At 67.3% G+C, this 25,283-nt stretch carries 23 protein-coding genes and 1 pseudogene; 6 read left to right on the top strand and 18 right to left on the bottom strand.

Annotated features, from left to right (window positions below):
- Positions 1-117 precede the first annotated feature (117 nt).
- Positions 118-1,788 carry a hypothetical protein gene (locus ASC98_RS18385; RefSeq protein WP_056814349.1) on the top strand — a complete coding sequence of 557 codons (1,671 nt, stop codon included), beginning with the start codon at positions 118-120 and terminating at the stop codon, positions 1,786-1,788.
- A 61-nt stretch (positions 1,789-1,849) separates the two neighbouring features.
- On the opposite strand, the gene phoR is transcribed toward ASC98_RS18385, so the two are convergent.
- From phoR to pstS, 7 genes are all read right to left on the bottom strand, one after another.
- Positions 1,850-3,223, bottom strand: coding sequence for a phosphate regulon sensor histidine kinase PhoR (gene phoR / locus ASC98_RS18380; protein ID WP_056814347.1), 1,374 nt, complete (start codon positions 3,221-3,223; stop codon positions 1,850-1,852).
- 37 nt (positions 3,224-3,260) lie between these two features.
- Entirely contained in the window at positions 3,261-3,968 is a 708-nt protein-coding gene (gene phoB / locus ASC98_RS18375; protein WP_056814344.1) for a phosphate regulon transcriptional regulator PhoB, read from the bottom strand.
- Positions 3,969-4,002: 34 nt separating this feature from the next.
- Positions 4,003-4,710 carry a phosphate signaling complex protein PhoU gene (phoU, locus tag ASC98_RS18370; RefSeq protein WP_047511540.1) on the bottom strand — a complete coding sequence of 236 codons (708 nt, stop codon included), beginning with the start codon at positions 4,708-4,710 and terminating at the stop codon, positions 4,003-4,005.
- A 14-nt stretch (positions 4,711-4,724) separates the two neighbouring features.
- Entirely contained in the window at positions 4,725-5,510 is a 786-nt protein-coding gene (gene pstB / locus ASC98_RS18365) for a phosphate ABC transporter ATP-binding protein PstB (RefSeq protein ID WP_056814342.1), read from the bottom strand.
- An 18-nt stretch (positions 5,511-5,528) separates the two neighbouring features.
- Positions 5,529-6,392 carry a phosphate ABC transporter permease PstA gene (gene pstA, locus ASC98_RS18360; RefSeq protein ID WP_056814339.1) on the bottom strand — a complete coding sequence of 288 codons (864 nt, stop codon included), beginning with the start codon at positions 6,390-6,392 and terminating at the stop codon, positions 5,529-5,531.
- On the bottom strand, positions 6,389-7,366 hold the full coding sequence (gene pstC, locus ASC98_RS18355; protein WP_056814336.1) for a phosphate ABC transporter permease PstC: 978 nt from the start codon (positions 7,364-7,366) through the stop codon (positions 6,389-6,391). The genes pstA and pstC overlap by 4 nt, the downstream gene beginning before the upstream one ends.
- A gap of 109 nt (positions 7,367-7,475) precedes the next feature.
- Positions 7,476-8,513 (bottom strand): phosphate ABC transporter substrate-binding protein PstS, encoded by a 1,038-nt coding sequence (gene pstS, locus ASC98_RS18350; RefSeq protein WP_056814333.1) that lies wholly within the window; start codon positions 8,511-8,513, stop codon positions 7,476-7,478.
- A gap of 213 nt (positions 8,514-8,726) precedes the next feature.
- On the opposite strand from pstS, the gene ASC98_RS18345 reads away from it, so the two are divergent.
- Positions 8,727-9,209, top strand: a complete 483-nt coding sequence (locus ASC98_RS18345; protein ID WP_056814331.1) for a fasciclin domain-containing protein — start codon at positions 8,727-8,729, stop codon at positions 9,207-9,209.
- A gap of 89 nt (positions 9,210-9,298) precedes the next feature.
- On the opposite strand, the gene glmM is transcribed toward ASC98_RS18345, so the two are convergent.
- The 4 genes from glmM to ASC98_RS18325 all read right to left on the bottom strand — a co-directional run bounded on the left by glmM (position 9,299) and on the right by ASC98_RS18325 (position 14,308).
- On the bottom strand, positions 9,299-10,630 hold the full coding sequence (gene glmM, locus ASC98_RS18340; RefSeq protein ID WP_056814328.1) for a phosphoglucosamine mutase: 1,332 nt from the start codon (positions 10,628-10,630) through the stop codon (positions 9,299-9,301).
- Positions 10,631-10,678: 48 nt separating this feature from the next.
- The gene (gene folP / locus ASC98_RS18335; protein WP_056814326.1) at positions 10,679-11,521 is read right to left on the bottom strand and encodes a dihydropteroate synthase; all 843 of its coding nucleotides are present in this window, start codon (positions 11,519-11,521) and stop codon (positions 10,679-10,681) included.
- Positions 11,522-11,608: 87 nt separating this feature from the next.
- Positions 11,609-13,510 carry an ATP-dependent zinc metalloprotease FtsH gene (gene ftsH / locus ASC98_RS18330; protein WP_056814324.1) on the bottom strand — a complete coding sequence of 634 codons (1,902 nt, stop codon included), beginning with the start codon at positions 13,508-13,510 and terminating at the stop codon, positions 11,609-11,611.
- A 99-nt stretch (positions 13,511-13,609) separates the two neighbouring features.
- Positions 13,610-14,308 (bottom strand): RlmE family RNA methyltransferase, encoded by a 699-nt coding sequence (locus ASC98_RS18325; RefSeq protein ID WP_056814321.1) that lies wholly within the window; start codon positions 14,306-14,308, stop codon positions 13,610-13,612.
- A 33-nt stretch (positions 14,309-14,341) separates the two neighbouring features.
- Between ASC98_RS18325 and ASC98_RS18320 the strand changes: the two genes are divergently transcribed.
- Positions 14,342-14,815 (top strand): YhbY family RNA-binding protein, encoded by a 474-nt coding sequence (locus tag ASC98_RS18320; protein ID WP_056814318.1) that lies wholly within the window; start codon positions 14,342-14,344, stop codon positions 14,813-14,815.
- Positions 14,816-14,838: 23 nt separating this feature from the next.
- Here the strand turns inward: ASC98_RS18320 and ASC98_RS18315 are convergent, their stop codons facing one another.
- The 4 genes from ASC98_RS18315 to carA all read right to left on the bottom strand — a co-directional run bounded on the left by ASC98_RS18315 (position 14,839) and on the right by carA (position 20,277).
- Positions 14,839-15,285 (bottom strand): DUF4149 domain-containing protein, encoded by a 447-nt coding sequence (locus ASC98_RS18315; protein WP_056814314.1) that lies wholly within the window; start codon positions 15,283-15,285, stop codon positions 14,839-14,841.
- Between the two features lie 4 nt (positions 15,286-15,289).
- A complete protein-coding gene (greA, locus tag ASC98_RS18310; protein WP_056814311.1) occupies positions 15,290-15,766 on the bottom strand; it encodes a transcription elongation factor GreA in 477 nt (158 codons plus the stop codon).
- An 82-nt stretch (positions 15,767-15,848) separates the two neighbouring features.
- On the bottom strand, positions 15,849-19,115 hold the full coding sequence (gene carB / locus ASC98_RS18305) for a carbamoyl-phosphate synthase large subunit (RefSeq protein WP_056814308.1): 3,267 nt from the start codon (positions 19,113-19,115) through the stop codon (positions 15,849-15,851).
- On the bottom strand, positions 19,108-20,277 hold the full coding sequence (gene carA / locus ASC98_RS18300; RefSeq protein WP_235581312.1) for a glutamine-hydrolyzing carbamoyl-phosphate synthase small subunit: 1,170 nt from the start codon (positions 20,275-20,277) through the stop codon (positions 19,108-19,110). Before carA ends, carB begins: the two co-directional genes overlap by 8 nt.
- Positions 20,278-20,578: 301 nt before the next feature.
- Between carA and bfr the strand changes: the two genes are divergently transcribed.
- Both bfr and ASC98_RS18290 read left to right on the top strand, forming a co-directional pair.
- Complete coding sequence (gene bfr / locus ASC98_RS18295; protein WP_056814305.1) at positions 20,579-21,058, top strand: bacterioferritin; 480 nt, start codon at positions 20,579-20,581, stop codon at positions 21,056-21,058.
- 120 nt (positions 21,059-21,178) lie between these two features.
- Positions 21,179-21,343 (top strand): annotated as a pseudogene (locus ASC98_RS18290) (bacterioferritin-associated ferredoxin); the annotation flags it as partial.
- Between the two features lie 74 nt (positions 21,344-21,417).
- Here ASC98_RS18290 and ASC98_RS18285 read toward each other — a convergent pair.
- Positions 21,418-21,819, bottom strand: coding sequence for a heme-binding protein (locus ASC98_RS18285; RefSeq protein WP_056814298.1), 402 nt, complete (start codon positions 21,817-21,819; stop codon positions 21,418-21,420).
- Between the two features lie 197 nt (positions 21,820-22,016).
- Here ASC98_RS18285 and ASC98_RS18280 point away from each other — a divergent pair, with 197 nt between their 5' ends.
- Positions 22,017-22,724: a Bax inhibitor-1 family protein gene (locus ASC98_RS18280; RefSeq protein ID WP_056814296.1), complete on the top strand. Its 708-nt coding sequence runs from the start codon at positions 22,017-22,019 to the stop codon at positions 22,722-22,724.
- Positions 22,725-22,797: 73 nt separating this feature from the next.
- On the opposite strand, the gene rlmD is transcribed toward ASC98_RS18280, so the two are convergent.
- Positions 22,798-24,141, bottom strand: a complete 1,344-nt coding sequence (gene rlmD, locus ASC98_RS18275) for a 23S rRNA (uracil(1939)-C(5))-methyltransferase RlmD (RefSeq protein ID WP_056814294.1) — start codon at positions 24,139-24,141, stop codon at positions 22,798-22,800.
- Positions 24,142-24,185: 44 nt separating this feature from the next.
- On the bottom strand, positions 24,186-25,253 hold the full coding sequence (gene rpoS / locus ASC98_RS18270) for an RNA polymerase sigma factor RpoS (protein ID WP_082541668.1): 1,068 nt from the start codon (positions 25,251-25,253) through the stop codon (positions 24,186-24,188).
- Between the last annotated feature and the right edge of the window lie 30 nt (positions 25,254-25,283).

Genomic DNA, 25,283 nt, shown 5'->3' with positions numbered 1-25,283 from the left:
GTGATGCGACACGAAGGCAGCCCACGGGCTGCCTTTTTCATGGGCGCGCACGAACTTCGTGCGCAAGTTGCTGCATCATCGTCGCCGTCCCGAGACCCGCGCCTGCGCCACCGCCCCTTGAACTCGCCCACCCCTGCCCTCGTCACCCAGCGTGCGGCCCAGCGCCTGCCGCGCCTGGCGCTGCTGCTGTTCTGCGCGGCCTACCTGCTGCCCGGCCTGTTCGGCCGCGACCCGTGGAAGGCCGCCGACATGACGGCCTTCGGCTACATGGTCGACATCGCGCAGGGCAGCACCAGCTGGTGGTCGCCGACCGTCGCCGGCATCCCGAGCGATTCGGCGCTGCTGCCGTACTGGCTGGGCGCCGTCTTCATCAAGCTGCTCGGCGGCCTGCTCGGCCCGCCGCTTGCGGCCCGCATCCCGTTCACGCTGCTGCTGGGCGTCACGCTGCTGCTGACCTGGTACAGCACCTACCACTTCGCACGCACCGAGGCCGCCCAGCCGGTGCCGTTCGCATTCGGCGGCGAGGCCAGTCCGATCGACTACGCGCGCGCCGTGGCCGATGGCGCGCTGCTCGCGCTGATCGCGAGCCTCGGCCTGCTGCAACTCGGCCACGAGACCACGCCCGAGCTCGCACAGCTGGCCAGCGTGTCGCTGTTCCTCTATGCGCTGGCGGCCTGCCCGTTCCGCGGCTGGCAGAGCAAGGCGGCGGTGATGGTCGCGCTGCCGGCGCTCGCGGCCAGCGGCGCGCCGATGATCGGTGCCCTGCTCGCCGTCACCGGCGGCATCGTCTGCGGCCGCTCGAGCTACGAGCCAGCGCGGCGCTTCGCGCTGTGGATCGCCGCCGGCGGCGTGCTGGGGCTGCTCGTCGCGACGCTGCTTGGCGCGTGGGGCTGGCGGCTCGACGGGTACGTCGAGGCGAGCGATTTCGTCAGCCTCGGCAAGCTCTTCGTCTGGTTCATGTGGCCGGGCTGGCTGCTGGCGTTCTGGACGCTGTGGCGCTGGCGCGCGCAGTGGCTGAACCGCCACATCACCGCGCCGCTCGGCTGCGTGCTGGTCAGCGTCATCGCCTGCCTGGCGATGGGCGGCTCCGATCGCGCGCTGATGCTCGGCCTGCCGCCGCTCGCGGTGCTGGCGGCCTTCGCGCTGCCGACGCTGCACCGCGGCACCTCGGCCGCGATGGACTGGTTCTCGGTGTTCTTCTTCAGCGTCTGGGCGCTGGCGATCTGGGTCGTCTACGCGTCGGTCTACACCGGCGTGCCGGCCAAGCCGGCGGCCAACGTCGCACGGCTGGCACCGGGCTTCATCCCGAACTTCTCGCTGCTGGCGCTGCTGACCGCGATCGCCGCGACGCTGGCCTGGCTGTGGCTGGTGAAATGGCGCACCGGGCGGCATCGCCATCCGCTGTGGAAGAGCCTGGTGCTGCCGGCCAGCGGCGTTGCGCTGTGCTGGTCGCTGCTGATGACGCTCGGCCTACCGCTGTTCGACTACGCGCGCAGCTACCGTCCGCTGGTGACCCGCATCGCGCGCAACGTGCCGAGCGACGTCTGCATCGCGGCACCCGGCCTGAGCCGCGCGCAGCTGGTGGCGCTGGAGTATTTCGGCGGCTACCGCGTCGACGCGACGCAGATGCCGGACCGCACGCTGTGCGAGTTCCTGGTGGTGATGGAGACCCTGCGCCGCCAGGCGCCTGCGCCGCAGGGCTGGCAGCTGGTCACGCGGGAGCTGCGGCCGTCGGACAGCGATGAAGTGGCCGCGGTCTACCGCCGCACCGCGCCGCCGAAGCCGTAGCCCGGATGCCAATCCGGGAGCGGTCGTCGAAGTCAACCCGGATTGGCATCCGGGCTACGCCCTAGCTCGACGAGATGGTCTGGTCGTTCAGCAGCGGCGCGGCGCGGCGCGGATCCGGCGCGGGCTCGAGGAAGCGCACGCGCGCCGCCGGCAGCACCAGGCAGAAGCGCGAGCCCTTGCCGATCTCGCTGTGGATGTCGAGCTCGCCGCCATGCCGCTGCACCACGTGCTTGACGATCGACAGCCCGAGCCCGGTGCCGCCGGTGTCGCGCGAGCGGCTGCCGTCGACACGGTAGAAGCGCTCCGTCAGCCGTGGCAGGTGCTCGCGTGCAATGCCGGGGCCGCTGTCACTGACCGAGACCTCGCCGGCGCCGTCGTCGCGGACGCGCCAGTTCACCGCGATGCGCCCGCCTTCGGGCGTGTAGCGCACCGCGTTCGTCACCAGGTTGCCGACCGCGCTCATCAGCTCGCTCTCGCTGCCGGCCAGCTGGGCCGCATCGGCGCCGGCAAAGCTCAGCTGGTGGCGGCCCATCGACAGCGCGGTCGCATCGGCCTGCGCCTGGCCGAACAGCTTGCTGACGGCCACCCAGCGGTCGCTCGGCGGACGCGGGCTGCCTTCGAGCTGCGCCAGCGTCAGCAGGTCGGCCACCAGCGTCTGCATGCGTTGCGTCTGCTGCCCCATCAGCGTCAGCACGCGGCGGCGCTCGACCTCGGTCAGCGGCAGGTTGCTCATCGTCTCGATGAAGCCCGACAGCACCGTCAGCGGCGTGCGGATCTCGTGCGAGACGTTGGCGACGAAATCGCGCCGCATGCCCTCGGAGCGCTCGCGCTCGGTGATGTCGAGCGACAGCACCAGCTTCAGGCCGTCGCCATACGGGCGGATGTAGACCGACAGCGTGCCGCGGCTGCGCAGGTCGGGGATCGTCACCGATTGCTCGAAGGCGCCCGCCTGCAGGTAGCTGACGAAGGCCGGCGCGCGCACCAGGTTGGTCACGCGCTGGCGGCGGTCGCGCACCGGGTCGAGCCCGAAGTGATCGGCGGCGACCGAGTTGCACCATTCGATCTGGTCGTTCTCGTCGAGCAGCAGCACGCCGTTCGGCGAGGCTTCGATGGCCGACAGGAAATGGGCGAGACGCCCCTGCTCGCGGCTCAGCGTGCGGTCGCGCGCCACCACGGCGCGTTCGATGCGGTAGCCCATCTCGCCCCAGAAGCCGGTGTCGCGCGGCGCCGAGCCTTCGAGCGCGCCGCTGAGCCAGCGCATCAGCCGGTAGCCGCGCACCGCGTCGATCAGCGCGACGGCGCTGGCGCCGACCAGCGTGCCGAGCCACAGCCCGACCAGCGGCGCATGCGCCATCTCGCCCAGCACACGGCCGAGCCCACCGCCGATCGCCATCGCGACGACGCCGGCCAGGAAGCGCGGCAGCAGCCAGTTCATCGCATCGGGCCCGTGTCCGGTCGCAGGAAAGGCAGGCTCAGGCCGACAGCGACTGCGACTGCACCTGCTGCGTCAGCCGGTAGCCCGCGCCACGGACCGTCTCGATCATCTGCGAGCAGTTGACCGGGCTCAGCGCCTCGCGCAGGCGCTTGACGTGCACGTCGACCGTGCGCTCCTCGATGAAGACGTGGTCGCCCCACACGCGGTCGAGCAGCTGCGAGCGGCTGTGCACGCGCTCCGGGTGCGTCATGAAGAAATGCAGCAGGCGGAATTCGGTCGGGCCGACCCGCACTTCCTGGCCTTCGCGCGACACGCGGCGCGTCGCCGGGTCGAGCTTCAGCGGGCCGACCTCGACCGCCGAATCGAGCGCCTCGGGCGCCTTGCGGCGCAGCACCGCTCGGATGCGCGCCATCAGCTCGTGCGTCGAGAACGGCTTGGTCAGGTAGTCGTCGGCGCCGGCATCCAGGCCCGAGATCTTGTCGGATTCGGCCGCGCGCGCGGTCAGCATGATGATCGGCAGCTCGCGGGTGCGCGGCTGCGAGCGCCAGCGCTTCGCGAGCGTGATGCCCGATTCGCCGGGCAGCATCCAGTCGAGCACCACCAGGTCGGGCAGCACGCGGTCGACCTGCAACAGCGCCTCGTCGGCCGTGGCCGCCACCACCACCTCGTAGCCGGCATGGCGCAGGTTGATGGACATCAGTTCGGCAATCGCCGATTCGTCTTCGACCACCAGCACCTGGCTCATCGCTTGTTTCCTTTTCCGGCTGCTTCAGTGCGCGTCATCGCACCATGGACTCGACGTTCTCGAGCGAGTTGTGGCGCACGTCGGTGCCCATCACCACGTAGATGATGACCTCGGCGAGGTTCTTCGCGTGGTCGCCCACGCGCTCGATCGCCTTCGCGACGAACACCAGGTCGATGCTCGACGAGATGGTGCGCGGGTCTTCCATCATGTAGGTGATCAGCTTGCGCATCAGGCCGTCGAACTCCTGGTCGATCTGGTCGTCCTGCTTCAGCACCTCGAGGGCCTTCGCGGTGTCGAGCCGCGCGAACGCATCGAGCGCCTTGCGCAGCTGGGCCACCGCCAGCTCGGCCTCGAAGGCCAGGTCGTTGACCGGCAGGCGCAGCCGGCTCGACACGCCGGTGTTGATCAGCCGCTGCACGGTGCGCGCGATGCGGGCCGCCTCGTCGCCGACGCGCTCCAGGTTGGCGATGGTCTTCGAGATCGCGATCAGCAGGCGCAGGTCGCGCGCGGTCGGCTGGCGCCGCGCGATGATGCTGGAGAGGTCGCGGTCGATCTCCATCTCCATCGCGTTGACGCGCTCTTCGTTGCGCAACACGTCGCTCGCGATGTCGCCGCTGAAGTTCGTCAGCGCATAGACCGCCTGCGCGACCTGCGACTCGACCAGCCCGCCCATCTCGAGCACGCGCGTCGAGATGCCGCTGAGTTCGGTGTCGAACTGGGTGGAAAGGTGCTTGTCCGTCATGGTGCTTCCTCCGCTCAACCGAACCGGCCGGTGATGTAGTCTTCAGTGTCTTTCTTCTTCGGCTTCATGAACAGGTCCGACGTGACGCCGAATTCGATCAGGTCGCCGAGGTACATGTAGGCGGTGTAGTCGGAGCAACGCGCCGCCTGCTGCATGTTGTGGGTGACGATCACGACGGTGTAGTCGGTCTTCAGTTCGTGGATCAGCTCCTCGATCTTGCCGGTGGAGATCGGGTCGAGCGCGGAGCACGGCTCGTCGAGCAGCAGCACCTCGGGCTTGATCGCGATGCCGCGCGCGATGCACAGCCGCTGCTGCTGACCCCCGGACAGGCCGGAGCCGCTCTGGTTCAGCTTGTCCTTCACTTCGTTCCACAGCGCGGCCTTCTTGAGCGCCCACTCGACGCGCTCGTCCATCTCGACGCGCGGCAACGTCTCGAACAGCTTCACGCCGAACGCGATGTTGTCGTAGATCGACATCGGGAACGGGGTCGGCTTCTGGAACACCATGCCGATCTTGGCGCGCACCAGCGAGACGTCCTGCTTGCTCTTCAGCACGTTCTCGCCGTCGACCAGGATCTCGCCTTCGGCGCGCTGCTCGGGGTAGAGCTCGAACATGCGGTTGAAGGTGCGCAGCAGCGTCGATTTGCCGCAACCCGACGGCCCGATGAAGGCGGTGACCTTCTTCTCGGGGATGTCGAGGTTGATGCGCTTCAGTGCGTGGAAGCTGCCGTAGTAGAAGTTCAGGTTGCGCACCGAGATCTTGGCCTTCTCGGTCACCGGGAGTTCGACTTTGACGTCCATGTCGTGCTTTCTGGTTTTCTAGTGCTTGTTGCGGAAGACCACGCGCGCAAAGATGTTCAGCGCGAGCACGCCGAGGGTGATCAGGAACACGCCGGCCCAGGCGAGCTTCTGCCAGTTCTCGTACGGGCTCATCGCGAACTTGAAGATCGTGACCGGCAGGTTGGCCATCGGCCCCGACAGGTTGCTCGACCAGAACTGGTTCGACAGCGCGGTGAACAGCAGCGGCGCGGTCTCGCCGGCGATGCGGGCGAAGGCGAGCAGCACGCCGGTCATCACGCCGGCGCGAGCGGCCTTCAGCGTGACGCTGGAGATCACCTTCCACTTCGGCGTGCCGAGCGCGTAGGCCGCCTCGCGCAGCGCATGCGGGATCAGCGACAGCATGTTCTCGGTGGTGCGGATCACCACCGGGATCACGATCAGCGCCAGGGCCAGCACGCCGGCATAGCCGGAGTAGGTCTTGAAGCGCGCGACGATCACCGCGTAGATGAACAGGCCGATCACGATCGACGGCGCCGACAGCAGGATGTCGTTGATGAAACGCGTGACGCTGCCCAGCCAGGTCTTCTGGCCGTACTCGGCCAGGTAGATGCCGGCCAGCACGCCGATCGGCGTGCCGACCAGCGTGGCCAGCGACACCATCAGCAGCGAGCCGTACAGCGCGTTGGCGAGGCCGCCGACCTCGGCCTGCGGGGCCGGCGTCATCTCGGTCAGCACCGTCCAGGTGAGGCCGCCGACGCCGAGCCGGAAGGTCTCGATCAGGATCCAGATCAGCCAGAACAGCCCGAAGGCCATCGCGGCCATCGACAGCGTCAGCGCGACCGCGTTGACGCGGCGGCGGCTGCGCGCCTTGGCCAGGCGGCCGGCATCGATCACGGCACTCATGAGCGGCCCCCTTCACCCTTCTTGAGCTGCGCGAGCAGCAGCTTGGACATCGACAGCACCACGAAGGTGATGAAGAACAGCACCAGCGCGAGGTACAGCAGCGAGGCCTGGTGCAGGCCTTCGCTCGCCTCGGCGAATTCGTTGGCCAGCACCGAGGTGATGCTGTTGGCCGCTTCGAACAGCGACGGGCCGTTCAGCTGGTTCGCGTTGCCGATCACGAAGGTGACCGCCATCGTCTCGCCGAGCGCACGGCCGAGGCCCAGCATGATGCCGCCGATGACGCCGGTCTTGGTGTACGGCAGCACGACCCGGAACACCACCTCCCAGGTGGTGGAGCCGAGCCCGTAGGCCGATTCCTTCAGCATCGCCGGCGTGACCTCGAACACGTCGCGCATCACCGCGGCGATGAACGGGATGATCATGATCGCGAGGATGATGCCGGCCGACAGGATGCCGATGCCCACCGGCGCGCCGGAGACCAGGCCCTTGAAGAACGGCACGTCGCCGAGCACGCGCTGCAGCGGCTGCTGCACGTATTCGGACAGCACCGGGCTGAACACCAGCAGTCCCCACATGCCGTAGACGATGGACGGCACCGCGGCCAGCAGTTCGATCGCGATGCCGAGCGGGCGGCGCAGCCAGTTGGGCGACAGCTCGGTCAGGAACAGCGCGATGCCGAAGCTCACCGGCACCGCGATCAGCAGCGCGATCACCGAGGTGGCGAGCGTGCCGTAGATCATCACGAGACCGCCGTACTGGTCCTTCACCGGATCCCATTCGCTGCGCCACAGGAAGCTCAGCCCGTACTCGCGGATGGCCGGCGCGGCGCCGATCACCAGCGAGACGATGATGCCGGCCAGCAGCAGCAGCGTGAGGATGGCGGCGCCATGCGCCAGCAGCGAGAAGACCGTGTCGGCCCACGGTTTGGCACGGCGGACCGAGGGCGGCTGCCCCAGGGGGTCGGAGCGTTGCATCTCGTCTTTGTTGTAGTGCGATGCGGGGAGTGTAGCGGCCACGTTTCCTCCATCCAGGCGAGGGCGGCGAGGCCCGAAGGCGCTCGCCGCGTCAGTTGCTAGCAGGGAATCACTTGAACGCGACAGCCTTGCCCGAAGCGTCCTTGATCTCGCCCCATTGCTTGCGCACCAGTGCCTTCACCGCGTCGGGCAGCGCGACGTATTCGAGTTCGGCGGCCGCCTTGTCGCCATTGGCGTAGGCCCAGTCGAAGAACTTCAGCGAGTTGCTCGCCTGCACCGGCTTGTCCTGCGACTTCTGCATCATGATGAAGGTCGCGCCGGTCAGCGGCCACGCGTCCTTGCCGGCCTGCTCGGTCAGCACCTGGTAGAAGCTCTTGCTCCAGTCGGCACCAGCGGCGGCGGCTTTGAAGTTGGCATCGTCCGGCGACACGAAGTTGCCGTCCTTGTTCTTCAGCTGCACGTACGACATCTTGTTCTGCTTCGCGTACGCATATTCGACGTAGCCGATCGAGTTCGGCAGCCGCTGCACGTACGACGAGACGCCCTCGTTGCCCTTGCCGCCGGCACCGGTCGGCCAGTTGACGGCGGTGCCTTCACCGACCTTGTCCTTCCACTCGGCGTTCACCTTCGACAGGTAGTTCGTGAAGATGAAGCTGGTGCCCGAGCCGTCGGCGCGGCGCACCACCGAGATCGCGGCGTCCGGCAGCGGCACGCCGGGGTTCAGCGCGGCCAGCGACGGGTCGTTCCACTTGGTGACCTTGCCGAGGTAGATGTCGCCGAGCGCCTGGCCGGTCAGCTTGATCTGGCCGGGCTGGATGCCCTTGATGTTGACGACCGGCACGACGCCGCCAATCACGGTGGGGAACTGCACCAGTCCGTCCTTGGCGAGTTCGTCGTCCTTCAGCGGCATGTCGGATGCGCCGAAGTCGACCGTCTTCGAGCGGATCTGCTTCAGGCCTGCGCCCGAGCCGACCGACTGGTAGTTGATGCGGGCGCCGCTGGCCTTGTTGTAGGCCTCGGCCCACTTGGCATACAGCGGGGCCGGGAACGTGGCGCCGGCGCCGGTGATGTCTTGGGCGAAGGTCAACGAGGAGACCGCGCTGACGGCCACCAGGGTGGCGACGGACCGGAACGACTTGAGATTCATTGGGCGCACCTTTCAGGTACTGGCTGGAGGAATGCCCGGGACTGTAAAAGTGCTGTGTGACAGGGCGGTGACACCGCTGTCATCGAATCGGGATCGCGACCCCGGAAACCATGCCGACGCCCGGCAGATCGGGCTGTCATGAAGGGTTCACGGCCCTGTCACATGCGCTCCATATGCTGCCGGCCAGCCATCCCAACCCCTGAAGGACCTTCGATGAACAAGAGAACCTGGCTGATCGCCGCCACCTCCGCCCTGACGCTGCTGGCCGCCGGCTGCGCCACCACGCCGGCCCCGAAGACCATCGCCGAAGTCGCCGCGACGACGCCGGAGCTGTCGACGCTGAACAAGCTGATCGGCGATGCCGGCCTGACCGCCACGCTGAGCGGCCCCGGCCCGTACACCGTGTTCGCGCCCAGCAACGACGCTTTCAAGTCGGTGCCGGCGAAGACGATGGAGGCACTGTCCAAGGACAAGGCGATGCTCGTCGCGGTGCTGAACTACCACGTGGTGCCCGGCCAGCTGACCTCGGCCGACATCAAGAACGGCCCGGCCAAGACGCTGCAGGGCGGCAACCTCGCGCTGTCGAAGTCCGGTACGTTCGTGACCGTCGAAGACGCCGTCGTGACACAGGCCGACCTGAAGGCCACCAACGGCGTCGTTCAGATCGTCGACCGCGTGTTCATCCCCGCAAAGTAAGCCCACCCCCGAAGCGCTCACGCGCCTCCCCCTCAAGGGGGCAACCCCAGTGGCCCGGCAAAGCCGGTTCCACGGGGTTCGTTGGGTCTTCAAGTGCGCAAGGTGTCCGCCAAGCGTTCAGCGCAGGCCTTGGCCTGAGCAGCGTCTCGCGCTTCCACCATCACGCGCACCAGCGGTTCGGTGCCGGAGGGTCGGATCAGCAGGCGGCCGTTGTTGCCCAATTCGCGCTGCACGGCAGCCTGCGTCTCGGCCAGCTTCGGTGCGGACTTCCAGTCCTGCCCGGGCTTCAGCCGCACATTCACCAGCACCTGCGGGAACAGCGTCACCGCCTCGACCAGCTGGGCCAGCGACTTGCCGCTGCGGCTCACTGCTTGCAACACCTGCAGCGCGCTGACAATGCCGTCGCCGGTGGTGTGCTTGTCGAGCGCCAGCAGGTGGCCCGAGCCCTCCCCGCCGAGCAGCCAGCCGCGCGCGGCCAGCTCTTCGAGCACGTAGCGGTCGCCGACCTTGGCGCGCACGAACTCGATGTCCTGCGCCTTCAGCGCCACCTCGACCGCCATGTTGGTCATCAGCGTGCCGACCGCGCCGGGCACGCGCTGGCCCTGTGCCAGCCGGTCGGCCACCATCACGTAGAGCAGTTCGTCGCCGTTGTAGAGGCGGCCGTCGGCGTCGACCAGCTGCAGGCGGTCGGCATCGCCATCGAGGGCGACACCGTAGTGCGCCTTGTGCTCGCGCACCGCCTGGACCAGCGCGGCCGGCGCGGTGGCGCCGAAGCCGGCATTGATGTTGACGCCGTCCGGCGCACAGCCGATGGCGACCACTTCGGCACCGAGCTCGTGGAACACGTCCGGCCCGGATTGGTAGCCCGCCCCGTGCGCCGCATCGACGACGATCTTCAGCCCCTTCAGCGACAGGTCGTTGCTGAAGGTGCTCTTGCAGAACTCGACGTAGCGGCCGCGTGCGGCCTCGAGCCGGCGGGCCTTGCCGAGCTGGGCCGAATCGACCCATTGCGCCGGCTCCAGCAGCGTGGCCTCGACGCGCTGCTCCCATTCGTCGGGCAGCTTCTCGCCCCGCGCCGAGAAGAACTTGATGCCGTTGTCCGGGTAGGCGTTGTGCGACGCGCTGATCACGACACCGAGGTCCAGCCGCAGCGCGCGGGTGAGGTAGGCCACGCCCGGCGTCGGCAGCGGGCCGGTGAGCAGCACGTCGACGCCGGCCGACGCGAAGCCGGCTTCCAGCGCCGATTCGATCATGTAGCCGGAGATCCGCGTGTCCTTGCCGATCAGCACCGTCGGCTTGGCGATGCCGGCCTTCAGCACGCGTCCGACGGCATGGCCGAGGCGCAGCATGAAGTCGGGGGTGATCGGCGATTGGCCGACGGTTCCGCGAATGCCGTCGGTGCCGAAATAGGTTCTGCTCATTCGCTTGTCTCCACGCCCAGGATCAGTCAGGACGGGATTTTGCGGCAACTATCGGCCATCGCCGTCGATCAGGCCGGCGGCACCCCACACCTTGAGGGCGTCCACCGTGGGGCCAACGTCGTGGACCCGCAACACACGGGCCCCGTTCCGGACGGCCGCCAGCGCCGCGGCCAGGCTGCCCGCCAGCCGCTCCTCCACCGGGCGCCCGGTGACGGCACCGAGGCTGCTCTTGCGCGACCACCCCGCAAGCACCGGATACCCCAGCGCCAGCAGCTCGCGCTGGCGCGCCAGCAGCGTGAAGTTGTGCGCGACCGTCTTGCCGAAGCCGATGCCCGGATCGATCACGATGCGCTCGGCGGCGACACCCTGCTGCACGAGCGCGGCGCAGCGGGCGGCGAGAAAACCGCGCACGTCGGCGACCACGTCGTCGTACTGCGGCGCCGCCTGCATCGACTTCGGCTCGCCCTGCGCGTGCATCAGGCAGATGCCGCAGGACGGATGCGCGGCGACCGCCGCCTCCGCGCCCGGCGCCTGTAACGCGAAGATGTCGTTCACGATGTCGGCGCCCAGGTCCAGCGCGGCGCGCATCACCTCGGCCTTGTACGTGTCGATCGACAGCGGCACCTGCAGCCGCAACGCCTCCCGCAGCACCGGCAGCAGCCGCGCCAGTTCGTCGGCCAGCGGCACCGCATCGGCGCCCGGACGGCTCGACTCGGCCCCGAGGTCGAGGATGTCGGCGCCCTCCTTCAGCAACTGCTCGCAGTGCGCCAGCGCGGCGCGGGTCGTCGCATGCTGCCCGCCGTCGGAGAACGAATCGGGCGTGAGGTTGACGATGCCCATCACGCGCGGGCGCGTCAGGTCGATCGGGAAGCGCGTGGTCTGCCAGTGCATCGCAAGGCTCGCAGGATTCGATTCAAGCATTCCGTTCCGCCATGGAAAACGGGGCCGAAGCCCCGTCCTCTGGATCCGTCAGTGCGCTCAGGCCGCGGCCGGTGCACCGTCCGTCTTGACGGGCGGCGTCGGGCCGGTCGGCTTGCCGGAGCTGGGGCCCCAGTCCTTCGGCGGGCGCGGCGGGCGGTTGTCCATGATGTCGTCGATCTGGTCGGCGTCGATGGTTTCCCATTCGAGCAGCGCCTTCGCCATCGCGTGCATCTTGTCCTGGTTGTCCTCGATCAGCTTGCGGGCGACCGCGTACTGCTCGTCGATGATGCGGCGGATCACGTCGTCGACCTTCTGCATCGTCTGCTCGGACACGTTGACCTGCTTGGTCACCGACCGGCCGAGGAAGACCTCGCTCTCGTTCTCGGCATACACCATCGGGCCCAGCTCGTCGGTCATGCCGTAGCGGGTGACCATGTCGCGTGCCATCGAGGTCGCACGCTCGAAGTCGTTCGACGCGCCGGTGGTCATCTGGTGCATGAACACTTCTTCGGCGATGCGGCCGCCGAACAGCATGCTGATGCTGTTCAGCATGTACTCGCGGTCGTAGCTGTAGCGGTCCTTCTCGGGCAGCGACAGCGTGACGCCCAGCGCACGGCCGCGCGGGATGATGGTGACCTTGTGCACCGGGTCGAGCTTCGGCAGCATGCGGCCGATCAGCGCGTGGCCGGCCTCGTGGTACGCGGTGTTGCGGCGCTCTTCTTCGTCCATGACCATCGACTTGCGCTCGGCGCCCATCATGATCTTGTCCTTGGCCCGCTCGAAGTCGATCATCTCGACGACCCGGCCGTTGCGGCGCGCGGCGAACAGCGCGGCTTCGTTCACCAGGTTGGCAAGATCGGCACCCGAGAAGCCCGGGGTGCCGCGCGCGAGGATGTCGGCCCGGATGTCGGCGCCGACCGGCACCTTGCGCATGTGCACGTTGATGATCTGCTCGCGGCCACGGATGTCCGGCAGCGTCACGTAGACCTGGCGGTCGAAACGGCCCGGGCGCAGCAGCGCCGGATCGAGAATGTCGGGCCGGTTGGTGGCCGCCATCACGATGACGCCGAGATTGGTCTCGAAGCCGTCCATCTCGACCAGCATCTGGTTCAGCGTCTGCTCGCGCTCGTCGTTGCCGCCGCCGAGGCCGGCACCGCGGTGGCGGCCGACCGCGTCGATTTCGTCGACGAAGATGATGCAGGGCGCGCTCTTCTTCGCCTGCTCGAACATGTCGCGCACGCGGGCCGCGCCGACACCGACGAACATCTCGACGAAGTCGGAGCCGGAAATGCTGAAGAACGGCACCTTCGCCTCGCCGGCGATCGCCTTGGCCAGCAGCGTCTTGCCGGTGCCCGGAGGGCCGACCAGCAGCACGCCGCGCGGAATGCGGCCGCCGAGCTTCTGGAACTTCTGCGGGTCTTTCAGGAAGTCGACCAACTCCTTGACCTCTTCCTTGGCCTCGTCGCAACCGGCGACATCGGCGAAGGTGGTGGTGTTGTTCGCTTCATCGAGCATGCGCGCCTTCGACTTGCCGAAGCTGAACGCGCCGCCCTTGCCGCCGCCCTGCATCTGGCGCATGAAGTAGATCCACACGCCGATCAGCAGCAGCATCGGGCCCCATGAGCCAAGGATGCTCAACAGGATCGACGGCTCTTCGCGCGGCTTCACGTCGAACTTGACGTTGTTGTTGATCAGGTCGCCGACCAGCCCGCGATCGAGGAAGGTTGCGGTGGTGCGCAGGTCCTTGTCGTCGGTGGTCTTGGCCTTGATCTCGGTTCCGGAAGGCCCTTCCTGGAGCTGGACGCTCTTGATCCGCTTGCTGCGAACTTCCTCGAGGAAGTCGGAGTAGCCGATCTGGTTGCCTTGCATTGCACCCTTGTCGAACTGCTTGAACACGGTGAACAGCACGAGTGCGATCACCAGCCAGACAGCGACTTTGGAGAACCATTGATTGTTCACCGCGGCTCCTTCTTGCGATAAATCCTCAGCGCGAGCACAGGACGTGCCCAGCATCCACGGCATCTGGGGGCGATTCTAGTCCACGCAACCCACGTCGCTTCACGAACGCTTATCGACCTGAACGCCAGGGTTCTTGAGACCGATCCCCACCAGGAAGGTTTCGGCCGATTTGTCGCGGGATGCCTTCGGCTTGATCGGCTTCACGACCCGGAAGGTTTTCCTGAACATCTCGACCAATTGGCTGTGGCCGCTGCCATGGAAAACCTTGCTGACCAGTGCCCCATTCGGCGTCAGATGGTTCTGCGCGAATTCGACCGCGAGTTCCACCAGGTGCTCCATGCGGGCGGCGTCGGAACTCTCGATGCCCGACAGGTTGGGCGCCATGTCGGAAATCACCACGTCGACCGGGCGGCCATTCACCAGGTCGTGCAGCTGCGCCAGCACCGCCTCCTCGCGGAAATCGCCCTGGAAAAAGACGACGCCTTCAATCGGCTCGATCGGCAGGATGTCGAGCGCGATGATGGTGCCGTTCAATGCCCCGGCCGCGGCGCCTCCGCCGACAACGTCCTTCGGTGCGAACTTGCGTCGCACATACTGGCTCCAGGCCCCGGGCGCCGCGCCGAGGTCGACCACCAGCTGGCCCGGGCGGATCAGCTTCAGTTCCTCGTCGATTTCCTTCAGCTTGTAGGCCGCACGCGCGCGATAACCCTCTTTCTGGGCCAGCTTGACATACGTGTCGTTCAGGTGGTCGTGCAACCACGCCTTGTTGACCTTCTTGCTTTTTGTCTTGATTTTCATTGGCTTACGCTCACTGCAACCGATAATACCGGGATGCCTGCCATCGAACTGACTCCCGCCCAGCGCAAGGACAAGCGCGCCGAAGCCCACCACCTGAACCCGGTCGTCCTGATCGGCGGTGACGGCCTGACCCCTGCCGTGACCAAGGAGGCCGATGCCGCGCTGAATGCCCACGGCCTCATCAAGATCCGCGTCTTCTCCGACGAACGCGCCACCCGCGAGGCCATCCTCGCCCAGCTGAGCGACCAGCTGAACGCCGCCCCGATCCAGCACATCGGCAAACTGCTGGTGTTGTGGCGTCCGATGCCGCCGAAGGAAAAGGCCGAGCGCGAAGACCGCATGCCGGGTCCGCGCACCGTCAAGATCCTGAAGTTCTCGAAGAGCGGCAACCACCGCCCGCAGGTCAAGAAGCTCAAGGTGCTGGGCAACCAGCGCGTCGCCGCCGGCGGAGAGATCAAGCGTGCCAGGAAGCGCATCACCAGCCTGAAGAAGACCGCCGCCGACTGAGTCGACGTCCAACCGTCAGGCCGTCAGGCCCGGTTCCCTTGGAGGCGCCAGGCCAGCACCAGCAGCAGCGCAGCCTTCACTGCATACAGCGTCATCGACAAGGCGTGCAACGCGCCGAACGACATCGCGCTCTGCCCGGCCCGTGCCGCGGTCATCGCCGGCTGCAGCCCGAACCAGCCGAGCACTGTGCAGAATGCGACCGCGAGCAGCATCAGCGCATCGGCGCCCAGCACGCTGCCGCGGGTTTCGGTCTGCTGCCAGATCCGGCGCAGCATCATCAACAGCAGCACGGCCAGGCCGAGGCTCAGGTAGGCCTCCTGCATGAACATGCGGCCGGCGATGCGCCCCGCGGTCTCGGGAAAGGTGCTGGCGAATCCCGCCGGCGCGCCGATGAAGCCGACGCCCAGCAGCACGCCGGCCCACAGGCCGGCCAGCCAACCCGCCGCGCGCTGCAGCTTGTGGGGTGTCATCGCGTCAGACGTAGCGGACTTCGATGATCTCGTAGCTCTTGATGCCGCCGGGGGCCTGCACTTCGGCCACATCGCCGGCCACCTTGCCGATCAACGCGCGGGCGATCGGCGAGCCGATCGAGATGCGGCCTTCCTTCAGGTCGGCTTCGTCCTCGCCGACGATCTGGTACGTGACCGGGTTGCCGGTCTTCTCGTCTTCGAGCTCGACGGTGGCACCGAACACCACGCGGCCCTCGGCGTTCAACGACACCGGATCGATGATCTGCGCGGCGGCCAGCTTGCCTTCGATCTCGAGGATGCGGCCTTCGATGAAGCCCTGCTTGTCCTTGGCCGCCTCGTATTCGGCGTTCTCCGACAGGTCGCCCTGCGCACGCGCCTCGGCAATCGCCTGGATGACCGAATGGCGTTCCACCGTCTTCAGCCGATGCAGCTCTTCCTTGAGTTTTTCGGCACCGCGCACGGTGATGGGAATGGTCGTCATGGTGAAACCCTGGAGGCAAAAATGAAGCCGCCGCCCTCTCCCTTGCGGGAGGCCCGGCGGCGGCCGATGTGTTGCAGAAAGTTTAGTGCAGTTCGCGGTGCAGCTCTTGCAGGGAAAGCACGACCAGATCGTCCTGGTGCTTCATGCCTTCGACCGCCGCTTCGCAGCCTGCCATGCTGGTGTAGTAGGTCACCCGGTTGGCCAGCGCCGCCTGGCGGATGTGGCGCGAATCGGCGATCGCCGTGCGCGTCTCGTCGACCGTCGTGAACACCAGCTGGATCTCGCCGGCCTTCACCATGTCGACGATGTGGGGGCGACCGTCCTTCACCTTGTTGACCGCCTTGACAGGCACGCCGCCCTCGGCGATGGCCGCGGCCGTGCCCTTGGTCGCGACGACCTGGAAGCCGAGCGCGTGCAGGTCGCGCGCCACCACCACCGCACGCGCCTTGTCGCCGTTCTTCACGGTGATGCAGACGGTGCCGCGGTCGGGCAGGCGCGAACCCGCGCCGAGCTGGCTCTTCAGCATCGCTTCGCCGAAGGTGCGGCCTGCGCCCATCACCTCGCCGGTGGAGCGCATCTCCGGGCCGAGGATCGGATCGACGCCGGGGAACTTGTTGAACGGGAACACCGCTTCCTTCACCGAGAAGTACGGCGGGATCACCTCGCGCGGCAGCTTGCCGTGGCGGTCCTTCTGGCTCGACAGCTTCTGGCCGACCATGCAGCGCGCGGCGATCTTCGCGAGCGCCTGGCCGGTGGCCTTCGAGACGAAGGGCACCGTGCGCGACGCGCGCGGGTTGACCTCGAGCACGTAGACCACCGCATCGGCGCCCTCGCCCTGGATCGCGAACTGCGTGTTCATCAGGCCCTTGACCTTCAAGGCCTTGGCCATCAGCACCGTCTGGCGGCGCAGTTCGTCCTGCAGCGCCTTCGGCAGCGAATACGGCGGCAGCGAACAGGCCGAATCGCCCGAGTGGATGCCCGCCTGCTCGACGTGCTCCATGATGCCGCCGATCATCACTTCTTCACCGTCGCTGATGCAGTCGACGTCGACCTCGATCGCGTCGTCGAGGAAGCGGTCGAGCAGCACCGGCGACTTCTCCGACACCTTCACCGCTTCGCGCATGTAGCGCTCCAGGTCTTTCTCGCCGTGCACGATCTCCATCGCGCGGCCGCCCAGCACGTAGCTCGGGCGCACCACCAGCGGGTAGCCGATCTCGGCGGCGAGCGTCTTCGCGGCCTCTTCGGTACGCGCGGTGCGGTTCGGCGGCTGCTTCAGGCCGAGCTCGTGCAGCAGCTTCTGGAAGCGCTCGCGGTCTTCGGCGATGTCGATGCTGTCGGGCGAGGTGCCGACGATCGGCACGCCGGCGCGTTCCAGGTCGAGCGCCAGCTTCAGCGGCGTCTGCCCGCCGTACTGCACGATCACGCCGACCGGCTTTTCCTTCGCGACGATCTCCAGCACGTCTTCCAGCGTCACCGGCTCGAAGTACAGGCGGTCGGAGGTGTCGTAGTCGGTCGACACGGTCTCGGGGTTGCAGTTGACCATGATGGTCTCGTAGCCGTCCTCGCGCATCGCGAGCGCGGCATGCACGCAGCAGTAGTCGAACTCGATGCCCTGGCCGATGCGGTTCGGGCCACCGCCCAGCACCATGATCTTCTTGCGGTCGGTCGGCTCGGCCTCGCACTCTTCGTCGTAGGTCGAGTACATGTACGCGGTCTGCGTCGAGAACTCGGCCGCGCAGGTGTCGACGCGCTTGTAGACCGGGCGCACGTTCTGCGCCCAGCGGGCCTCGCGCACCTCGTGCTGGTGCGTGCCGAGCAGCTTGGCCAGGCGCTTGTCGGAGAAGCCCTTCTGCTTCAGGAAGCGCAGCTCCTCGGCCGACAGGCTCGCGACCGTGCGGCCGGCGAGCGCCTGCTCGAGCTTGACCAATTGCTGGATCTGCGCGAGGAACCACGGGTCGATCGCGGTCTCTTCGAACACTTCCTGCAGGCTCATGCCGATGCGGAACGCGTCGCCGACGAACAGGATGCGCTCCGGGCCGGCCTCGCCGATCTCGGCAATGATCTCGTCGCGGTCTTCCTGCTTGCACGAGGTGCGCTCGGTCAGCCCGTCGATGCCGGTCTCGAGGCCGCGAAGCGCCTTCTGGAAACTCTCCTGGAACGTGCGGCCCATCGCCATCACCTCGCCCACCGACTTCATCTGCGTCGTCAGGCGCGAATCGGCGGCCGGGAACTTCTCGAACGCGAAGCGCGGGATCTTCGTGACGACGTAGTCGATGCTCGGCTCGAACGACGCCGGGGTCGCGCCGCCGGTGATGTCGTTGCGCAGCTCGTCGAGCGTGTAGCCGATCGCCAGCTTGGCCGCGACCTTCGCGATCGGGAAGCCGGTGGCCTTCGAGGCCAGCGCCGACGAGCGGCTGACGCGCGGGTTCATCTCGATCACGACCATGCGGCCGTTGGTCGGGTTGATCGAGAACTGCACGTTCGAGCCGCCGGTGTCGACGCCGATCTCGCGCAGGATCTGGATGCTGGCGTTGCGCAGCAGCTGGTATTCCTTGTCGGAGAGCGTCTGCGCCGGTGCGACGGTGATCGAGTCGCCGGTGTGGATGCCCATCGGGTCGAGGTTCTCGATCGAGCAGACGATGATGCAGTTGTCGGCGCGGTCGCGCACGACTTCCATCTCGTACTCTTTCCAGCCGATCAGGCTTTCCTCGATCAGCAGTTCCTTGGTGGGCGACAGGTCGAGGCCGCGCTTGCAGATCTCTTCGAACTCTTCCGGGTTGTAGGCGATGCCGCCTCCGGTGCCGCCGAGCGTGAAGCTCGGGCGGATCACCATCGGGAAGCCCGTGCCGCCGATCTCGGTCGTGATGCGCTTCTGCACTGCGAGCGCTTCTTCCATCGAGTGGGCGATGCCCGAACGCGCCGAATGCAGGCCGATGCCGGTCATCGCGTCCTTGAACTTCAGGCGGTCTTCCGCCTTCTCGATGGCCTTCTCGTTCGCGCCGATCATCTCGACGCCGTACTTCGCGAGCACGCCGTGCTTGTGCAGGTCGAGCGCGCAGTTCAGCGCGGTCTGGCCGCCCATCGTCGGCAGCACCGCATCGGGGCGCTCCTTCGCGATGATCTTCTCGACCACCTGCCAGGTGATCGGCTCGATGTAGGTGACGTCGGCCATCTCCGGGTCGGTCATGATCGTCGCCGGATTGCTGTTGACGAGGATGACCTTGTAGCCCTCTTCGCGCAGCGCCTTGCAGGCCTGTGCGCCGGAGTAGTCGAACTCGCAGGCCTGGCCGATGATGATCGGACCGGCCCCGATGATGAGGATGGATTTGAGGTCGGCGCGCTTAGGCATTGTTCTTCTCCATCATGGCCGTGAAGCGGTCGAACAGGTAGCCGATGTCATGGGGTCCCGGGGAGGCCTCTGGATGGCCCTGAAAGCAGAAAGCGGGTTTGTCGGTGCGCGCCAGGCCCTGCAGCGTGCCGTCGAACAGGCTGACGTGCGTGGGGCGCAGGTTGGCAGGCAGGGTCTTCTCGTCGACCGCGAAGCCGTGGTTCTGGCTGGTGATGCTGACGCGGCCGTTGTCGAGGTCCTTCACCGGGTGGTTCGCGCCGTGGTGGCCGAACTTCATCTTGAAGGTCTTCGCGCCGGAGGCGAGCGCGAGGATCTGGTGGCCCAGGCAGATGCCGAAGGTCGGGATGCCGGTGTCGATCAACGTGCGCGTCGCGGCGATCGCGTAGTCGCAGGGCTCGGGGTCGCCGGGGCCGTTGCTCAGGAAGATGCCGTCGGGCTTGTAGGCCAGCACGTCGGCGGCCGGGGTCTGCGCCGGCACCACGGTGACCTTGCAGCCGCGTGCCGCGAGCATGCGCAGGATGTTGCGCTTGACGCCGAAGTCGTACGCAACGACATGGAAGCGCGGATCCTTCAGCGCGCCGTAGCCCTCGCCGAGCGTCCACTCGGTCTCGGTCCAGTCGTAGGGGCGGGTTTCGCTGACGACCTTGGCCAGGTCGAGGCCGGCCATGCTGGGGGCTGCCTTGGCCTTCGCGATGGCGTCGTTGCGGATCTCGTCGGTGACGGCCTGGCCGACGGCCAGCGTGACGATGCAGCCGTTCTGCGCGCCACGGGTGCGCAGCACGCGCGTCAGGCGGCGAGTGTCGATGTTCGCGATGGCGACCGTGCCCTCGCGCTGCAGGTACTGCGACAGCGTCATCGTCTGGCGGAAGTTCGACGCGAGCAGCGGCAGGTCCTTGATGATCAGGCCGGCCGCGAACACGCGCTTGGCTTCCACGTCTTCATCGTTGACACCGTAGTTGCCGATGTGCGGATAGGTCAGCGTGACGATCTGGCGGCAGTAGCTCGGGTCGGTCAGGATTTCCTGGTAGCCGGTCAGCGCGGTGTTGAACACCACTTCGCCGATGGTCTCGCCGGGCGCGCCGATCGAGACGCCCTGAAAGACCGTTCCATCCGCGAGTGCCAGCAGAGCCTGTCCTGGGTTTGTCAGCAGTTGGGGCGGCACACGTATCTCCGTTGGTGCGCGCCCAGCTCTGCTCCATCGAGCGTCGGACCGGGGAGAAAACTGGGGGAGTTTTCGACAGGAAACGGCGAGGGTTTCGCTGGGGCGGGCGGGTTGCAGGTAAACCGCGGGATTATAGACGAGCTTCGAGGGTTGACCCTGAGCAACGCATGGGTCTCGTGAATGCGAGCGATTGCCGCTTGCAACGCGAGCGCAGGAGTCGGATTTGCGTTTCGCGGCGCGCCGATCGACTCCGATAATGCGCGCTGATCCGACCTCTCACCCGAACAAGAAGGAGCCACACATGAAGGGCGACCCGAAAGTCATCGAACACCTGAACGCGCAGCTGAAGAACGAGCTCACCGCGATCAACCAATACTTCCTGCACTACCGGATGCTCAAGCACTGGGGCCTCGACAAGCTGGCCGCCAAGGAATACGCCGAGTCGATCGGCGAGATGAAGCATGCCGACAAGCTGATGACGCGCATCTTCACGCTCGACGGGCTGCCGAACCTGCAGGACCTGGGCAAGCTGATGGTCGGCGAAGACACCGTCGAGATCCTGCAGTGCGACCTGAAGTCCGAGCAAGGCGCCCAGGCCACCATCAAGGACGGCATCGCCCACTGCGAGACGGTGCGCGACTACGTCTCGCGCGACCTGCTGCAGGAAATCCTCGACGACACCGAGGAGCACATCGACTTCCTGGAGACGCAGCTCGACCTGGTCGACAAGGTCGGCCTGCAGAACTACCTCCAGTCACAAATGGGTGAAGTCGAGGCCTGAGCCCCCGTGACCGATTCCTCGCACCCCCGCGGTGCGGGGATGCCCCCAAGCTTGAAGTGCGAATCGTTCTTGTTTAAGATGCCCCCATCGGCCCTCGCTCGGCGGCCGGGAGTGCATCTGATGATCGTGTGTGTCTGCGAACGCGTTTCCGACCGGGACATCGAACGGCATGTCCAGGGCGGTTGCGACAGCTTCGATTCGCTGCAGCTGGAAACCGGCGTCGCCACCTGCTGCGGGCGATGTGAAGACTGCGCACGCGAGGTGTTCGAAACCTCCAGTGCCGCACAGGGCGGGATCATCATCCCGCTGAAGATCGCCGCCTGACGATTGCCAGCGCCGGACGGCGACCCGGCAACGACTCAGAGTGCCGCGATGCCGGCCTTCGCGATCTGCACGTCCTCGCTCGACTTCACCCCGCTGACCCCCACCGCTCCGACACACTGGCCCTGCGCCAGGATCGGCACGCCGCCTTCCAGCATGCCTTCGAGCGTCGGCGCGCTCAGGAACGCGCTGCGGCCCTGGTTGATCATGTCTTCGTAGACCTTGCTCTCGCGCCGGCCGACCGCCGCGGTGCGTGCCTTGCCCGGGGCGATGTGCGACGAGATCGGCGCCGCGCCGTCCAGCCGCTGCAGCCACAACAGGTGCCCGCCGTCGTCAACGATGGCGATCGTCACCGCCCACTGGTTCTTCAAGGCCTCGGCCTCGGCGGCGGCGGCAATGCGCTTCACGTCGTCGAGGGTCAACACGGGTTTGCTGTTCATGCGCAGGGGCAGGAGTTGGGAAAGCCGCACTGTAGTGCGACCGTGACGACCCGGCCAAGGCCCGCCGGCGCAGGACACCCCTGCGCCGGCGCAACCCAATCCGGTGCCGGGGCCCATCTCCGCCCATGTCAGTTGTTACCGGGAACTACAATGCGCCGTCCGGGTCCACACCCGTGGTTCGACTCTCTGGAGGATTCATGAACGACCACCTGCAAGCTGCCTACGGCGGCTACATCGGCTCGGTTCCGAGCGCTGAACAGCGCAACCGGGTCCTTCGCAACACCTACTGGCTGCTCGCACTGTCGATGGTGCCCACCGTCCTCGGCGCGTGGCTCGGCGTCGCGATGAATTTCGGCGCCCTGCTGGTCGGCAGCCCGCTGCTCGGGTTCATCGCGGTCCTGGCCGTCGCCTTCGGCTTCATCTTCGCGATCAAGCGCACGCAGAACTCGGCCCTCGGTGTCGCGGTCCTGCTGGGCTTCACGTTCTTCATGGGCCTGATCCTGTCGCTGACGATCGGGCGCGTGCTCGGCAGCTATCGCAACGGCGCCCAGCTCATCGTGCTGGCCTTCGGCGGCACCGGCCTCGTGTTCTTCGGCATGGCCACGCTGGCCACCACGATCAAGCGCGACATTGCCAGCTGGGGCAAGTGGCTGTTCGTCGGCGTGATCGGGCTGATCATCGCGAGCCTGGCAAACATCTACTTCCAGATGACCGCGATCTCGATGGTGGTCTCGACCCTCGCGGTCGTGATCTTCTCGGCGTACATGCTGTACGACATGAAGCGCGTGATCGATGGCGGCGAGACGAACTACGTGTCGGCAACGCTCGCGATCTACCTCGACGTGCTGAACGTGTTCGTGAATCTGCTGAACCTGCTCGGCATCTTCGGCGGCGACCGCGAATAAGCGGATCCGTTGACCGAACCGAAAAGGGGCCCTCGGGCCCCTTTTTCTTTGTGGCGCCCGATCGGCGCCGCCCTCAGCCCCGCTCGAACACCGCCATGCTCTCCACATGCGCCGTGTGCGGGAACATGTTCACCGCCCCCGCCGCCGTGCAGCGGTAGCCGCCCTGGTGCACCAGCAGCCCGGCATCGCGCGCGAGCGTCGCCGGGTTGCAGCTCACGTAGACGATGCGCTTCGGCGGCACATAGCCCGGCGCCGCCGACGGGTTCTCGTGCAGGTCGGCCAGCGCCTTCGCGAGCGCGAACGCGCCCTCGCGCGGCGGATCGACCAGCCACTTCTCGGCATTGCCGTAGCCGGCCAGCTCGGCCGGCGTGATCTCGAACAGGTTGCGCGCGACGAACGAGGTCTTGCCCGCCAGCCCGTTGACCTGCGCGTTCTCGCGCGAGCGTGCGACCAGCGACTCGCTGCCTTCGATGCCGAGCACCTCCCGCGCCTGCGTCGCGATCGGCAGCGTGAAATTGCCGAGCCCGCAGAACCAGTCGATCACCCGCTCGTCCGGCCGGGCCGCGAGCAGCTTCAACGCCCGCGACACCAGCACCTGGTTGATCTGGTGGTTGACCTGCGTGAAGTCGGTCGGCTTGAACGGCATCGTGATGCCGAATTCCGGCAGCCCGTAGGCGAGCGGCGGGCCGCCTTCGTCGAGCAGGTGCACCGTGTCCGGCCCCTTGGGCTGCAGCCACCACTGGATGGCGTTCGCCGCAGCGAACTCGCGCAGCCGTTGCAGGTCGCCGTCGCTCAGCGGCTCGAGGTGCCGCAGCACCAGCGCCGTGACCTCGCTGCCGATCGCCACCTCGATCTGCGGCAACCGGTCGCGCTGGTCCATCGCGGTGATCAGCGTGCGCAGCGGCAGCAGCAGGTCGCTCAGGTGGCGCGGCAGCACTTCGCAGCTGTCCATGTCGGCCACGTAGCTGGACTTGCGCTCGTGGAAGCCCACCAGCACCGTGCCCTTCTTGACGACATGCCGCACCGACAGCCGCGCCCGGTAGCGGTAGCCCCACGCGGGCCCCTCGATCGGCCGCAGCACGCGCTCGGCCTTGGTCTTGCCGAGGTGCCACAGCGCGTCTTCGAGCGCCCGCTGCTTGGTCGCGACCTGCGCGCCGACGTGGAAGTGCTGCATCTTGCAGCCGCCACAGGTGCCGAAATGCCGGCAGCCCGGCGTCACGCGCTGCGAGCTCTCGCGGCGCAGCGCCGTCATCGTCGCCTGCTCCCAGTTGTTCTTGCGGCGCCCCACGCTGACCTGGACCTGCTCACCGGGCAAGGCGCCCTCGATGAACACCACCTTGCCTTCGGCGTTGTGCGCCACACCGTGCGCTTCGAGGTCGAGGGACTCGACCGTCAGCCATTCATCGCTTGCTGTCATCCGGCGATTGTCTCAGGCCGCCAGCACCGTTTCCGGCGCCGCGGTCAGAAGATCGAATCGCGGTCGACCCCGCTGCGCGCCATGCGGCGCTTCAGCTTCACCAGCGCCTCCTGCTGGATCTGGCGGATGCGCTCGCGCGTTAGGCCGAGCCGCTCGGCCAGCACCTCCAGCGTCTCGGGCTCGCGGTCGCGCAGGCCGTAGCGGCCCGACAGCACCTCGCGCTCGCGGTCGTTCAGCTCGTCGAGCCCGTGCTGCAGCAGCACGTCGATCTCGTGGTTCAGCGTCGTCGACAGCGGATCGCTCGCGCCCTCGTCGGCCACGCTGTCGATCATCGATTCGGAGTTCTCGCGGTCGATCGGCGCGTCAAGCGAGGCCGGCAGCTCGGCGAATTTCAGCAGGTCGCTGACCTCCTGCACCGGCCGGCCGACACGCAGCGCGATGTCCTCGACCCGCACCGGCTTGTCGGTGCCGTCGCCATGCAGGCCGTCGGCCTCGAGCGCGCGGCGCGCCTTCACCACGTGGTTCAGCTCGCGCACCACGTGCACCGGCAGCCGCACCAGCCGGGCCTGGTGCATGATCGCGCGCTCGATGCTCTGGCGGATCCACCACGACGAGTAGGTCGAGAAGCGGAAGCCGCGCTCCGGCTCGAACTTGCCGATGGCGTGCATCAGCCCGAGGTTGCCCTCCTCGATCAGGTCGGTCATCGGCAGGCCGCGGCCCAGGTAGTTCTTCGCGATGCTGACCACCAGCCGCAGGTTGCGCTCGATCATCAGCTGGCGCGCGCCAAAGTCGCCGGCACGCGCCTTGGTGGCGGTGTCGAATTCTTCCTGGGGCGTCAGCAGCGGCGCGCGCCGGATGTCGCGCAGGTAGGTCTGCAGCGTGTTGCCGACCTCGCCATCGCCGACGGCGATCTCGATCGCCGGACGCGCGTCATCGGACGAGGCCTCGGCCTGCTCGTGCGTGTCGCCGTCGGGTGGGGGTTCGGTGGGTTCGGTGGGCTCGGCAGCCCCCACCGGCGGTGTGTCGTCCATCCTCAGCGCCGGCAGCGGCGGCCTCACCGCGGCCTCCTGCCCCAGCGCATGCCCGTTCAGTGTGCTGCGCTTCTTGGCCATGCTGTTGTCCGGGCGGGAGGAAGGTGGGCC

The organism is Rhizobacter sp. Root1238 (assembly GCF_001425825.1).
In the GTDB taxonomy this organism is placed as follows: domain Bacteria; phylum Pseudomonadota; class Gammaproteobacteria; order Burkholderiales; family Burkholderiaceae_C; genus Rhizobacter.
Note: the sequence above shows the minus strand (reverse complement) of the source record. Positions and strands in the feature narration are given on the sequence as shown.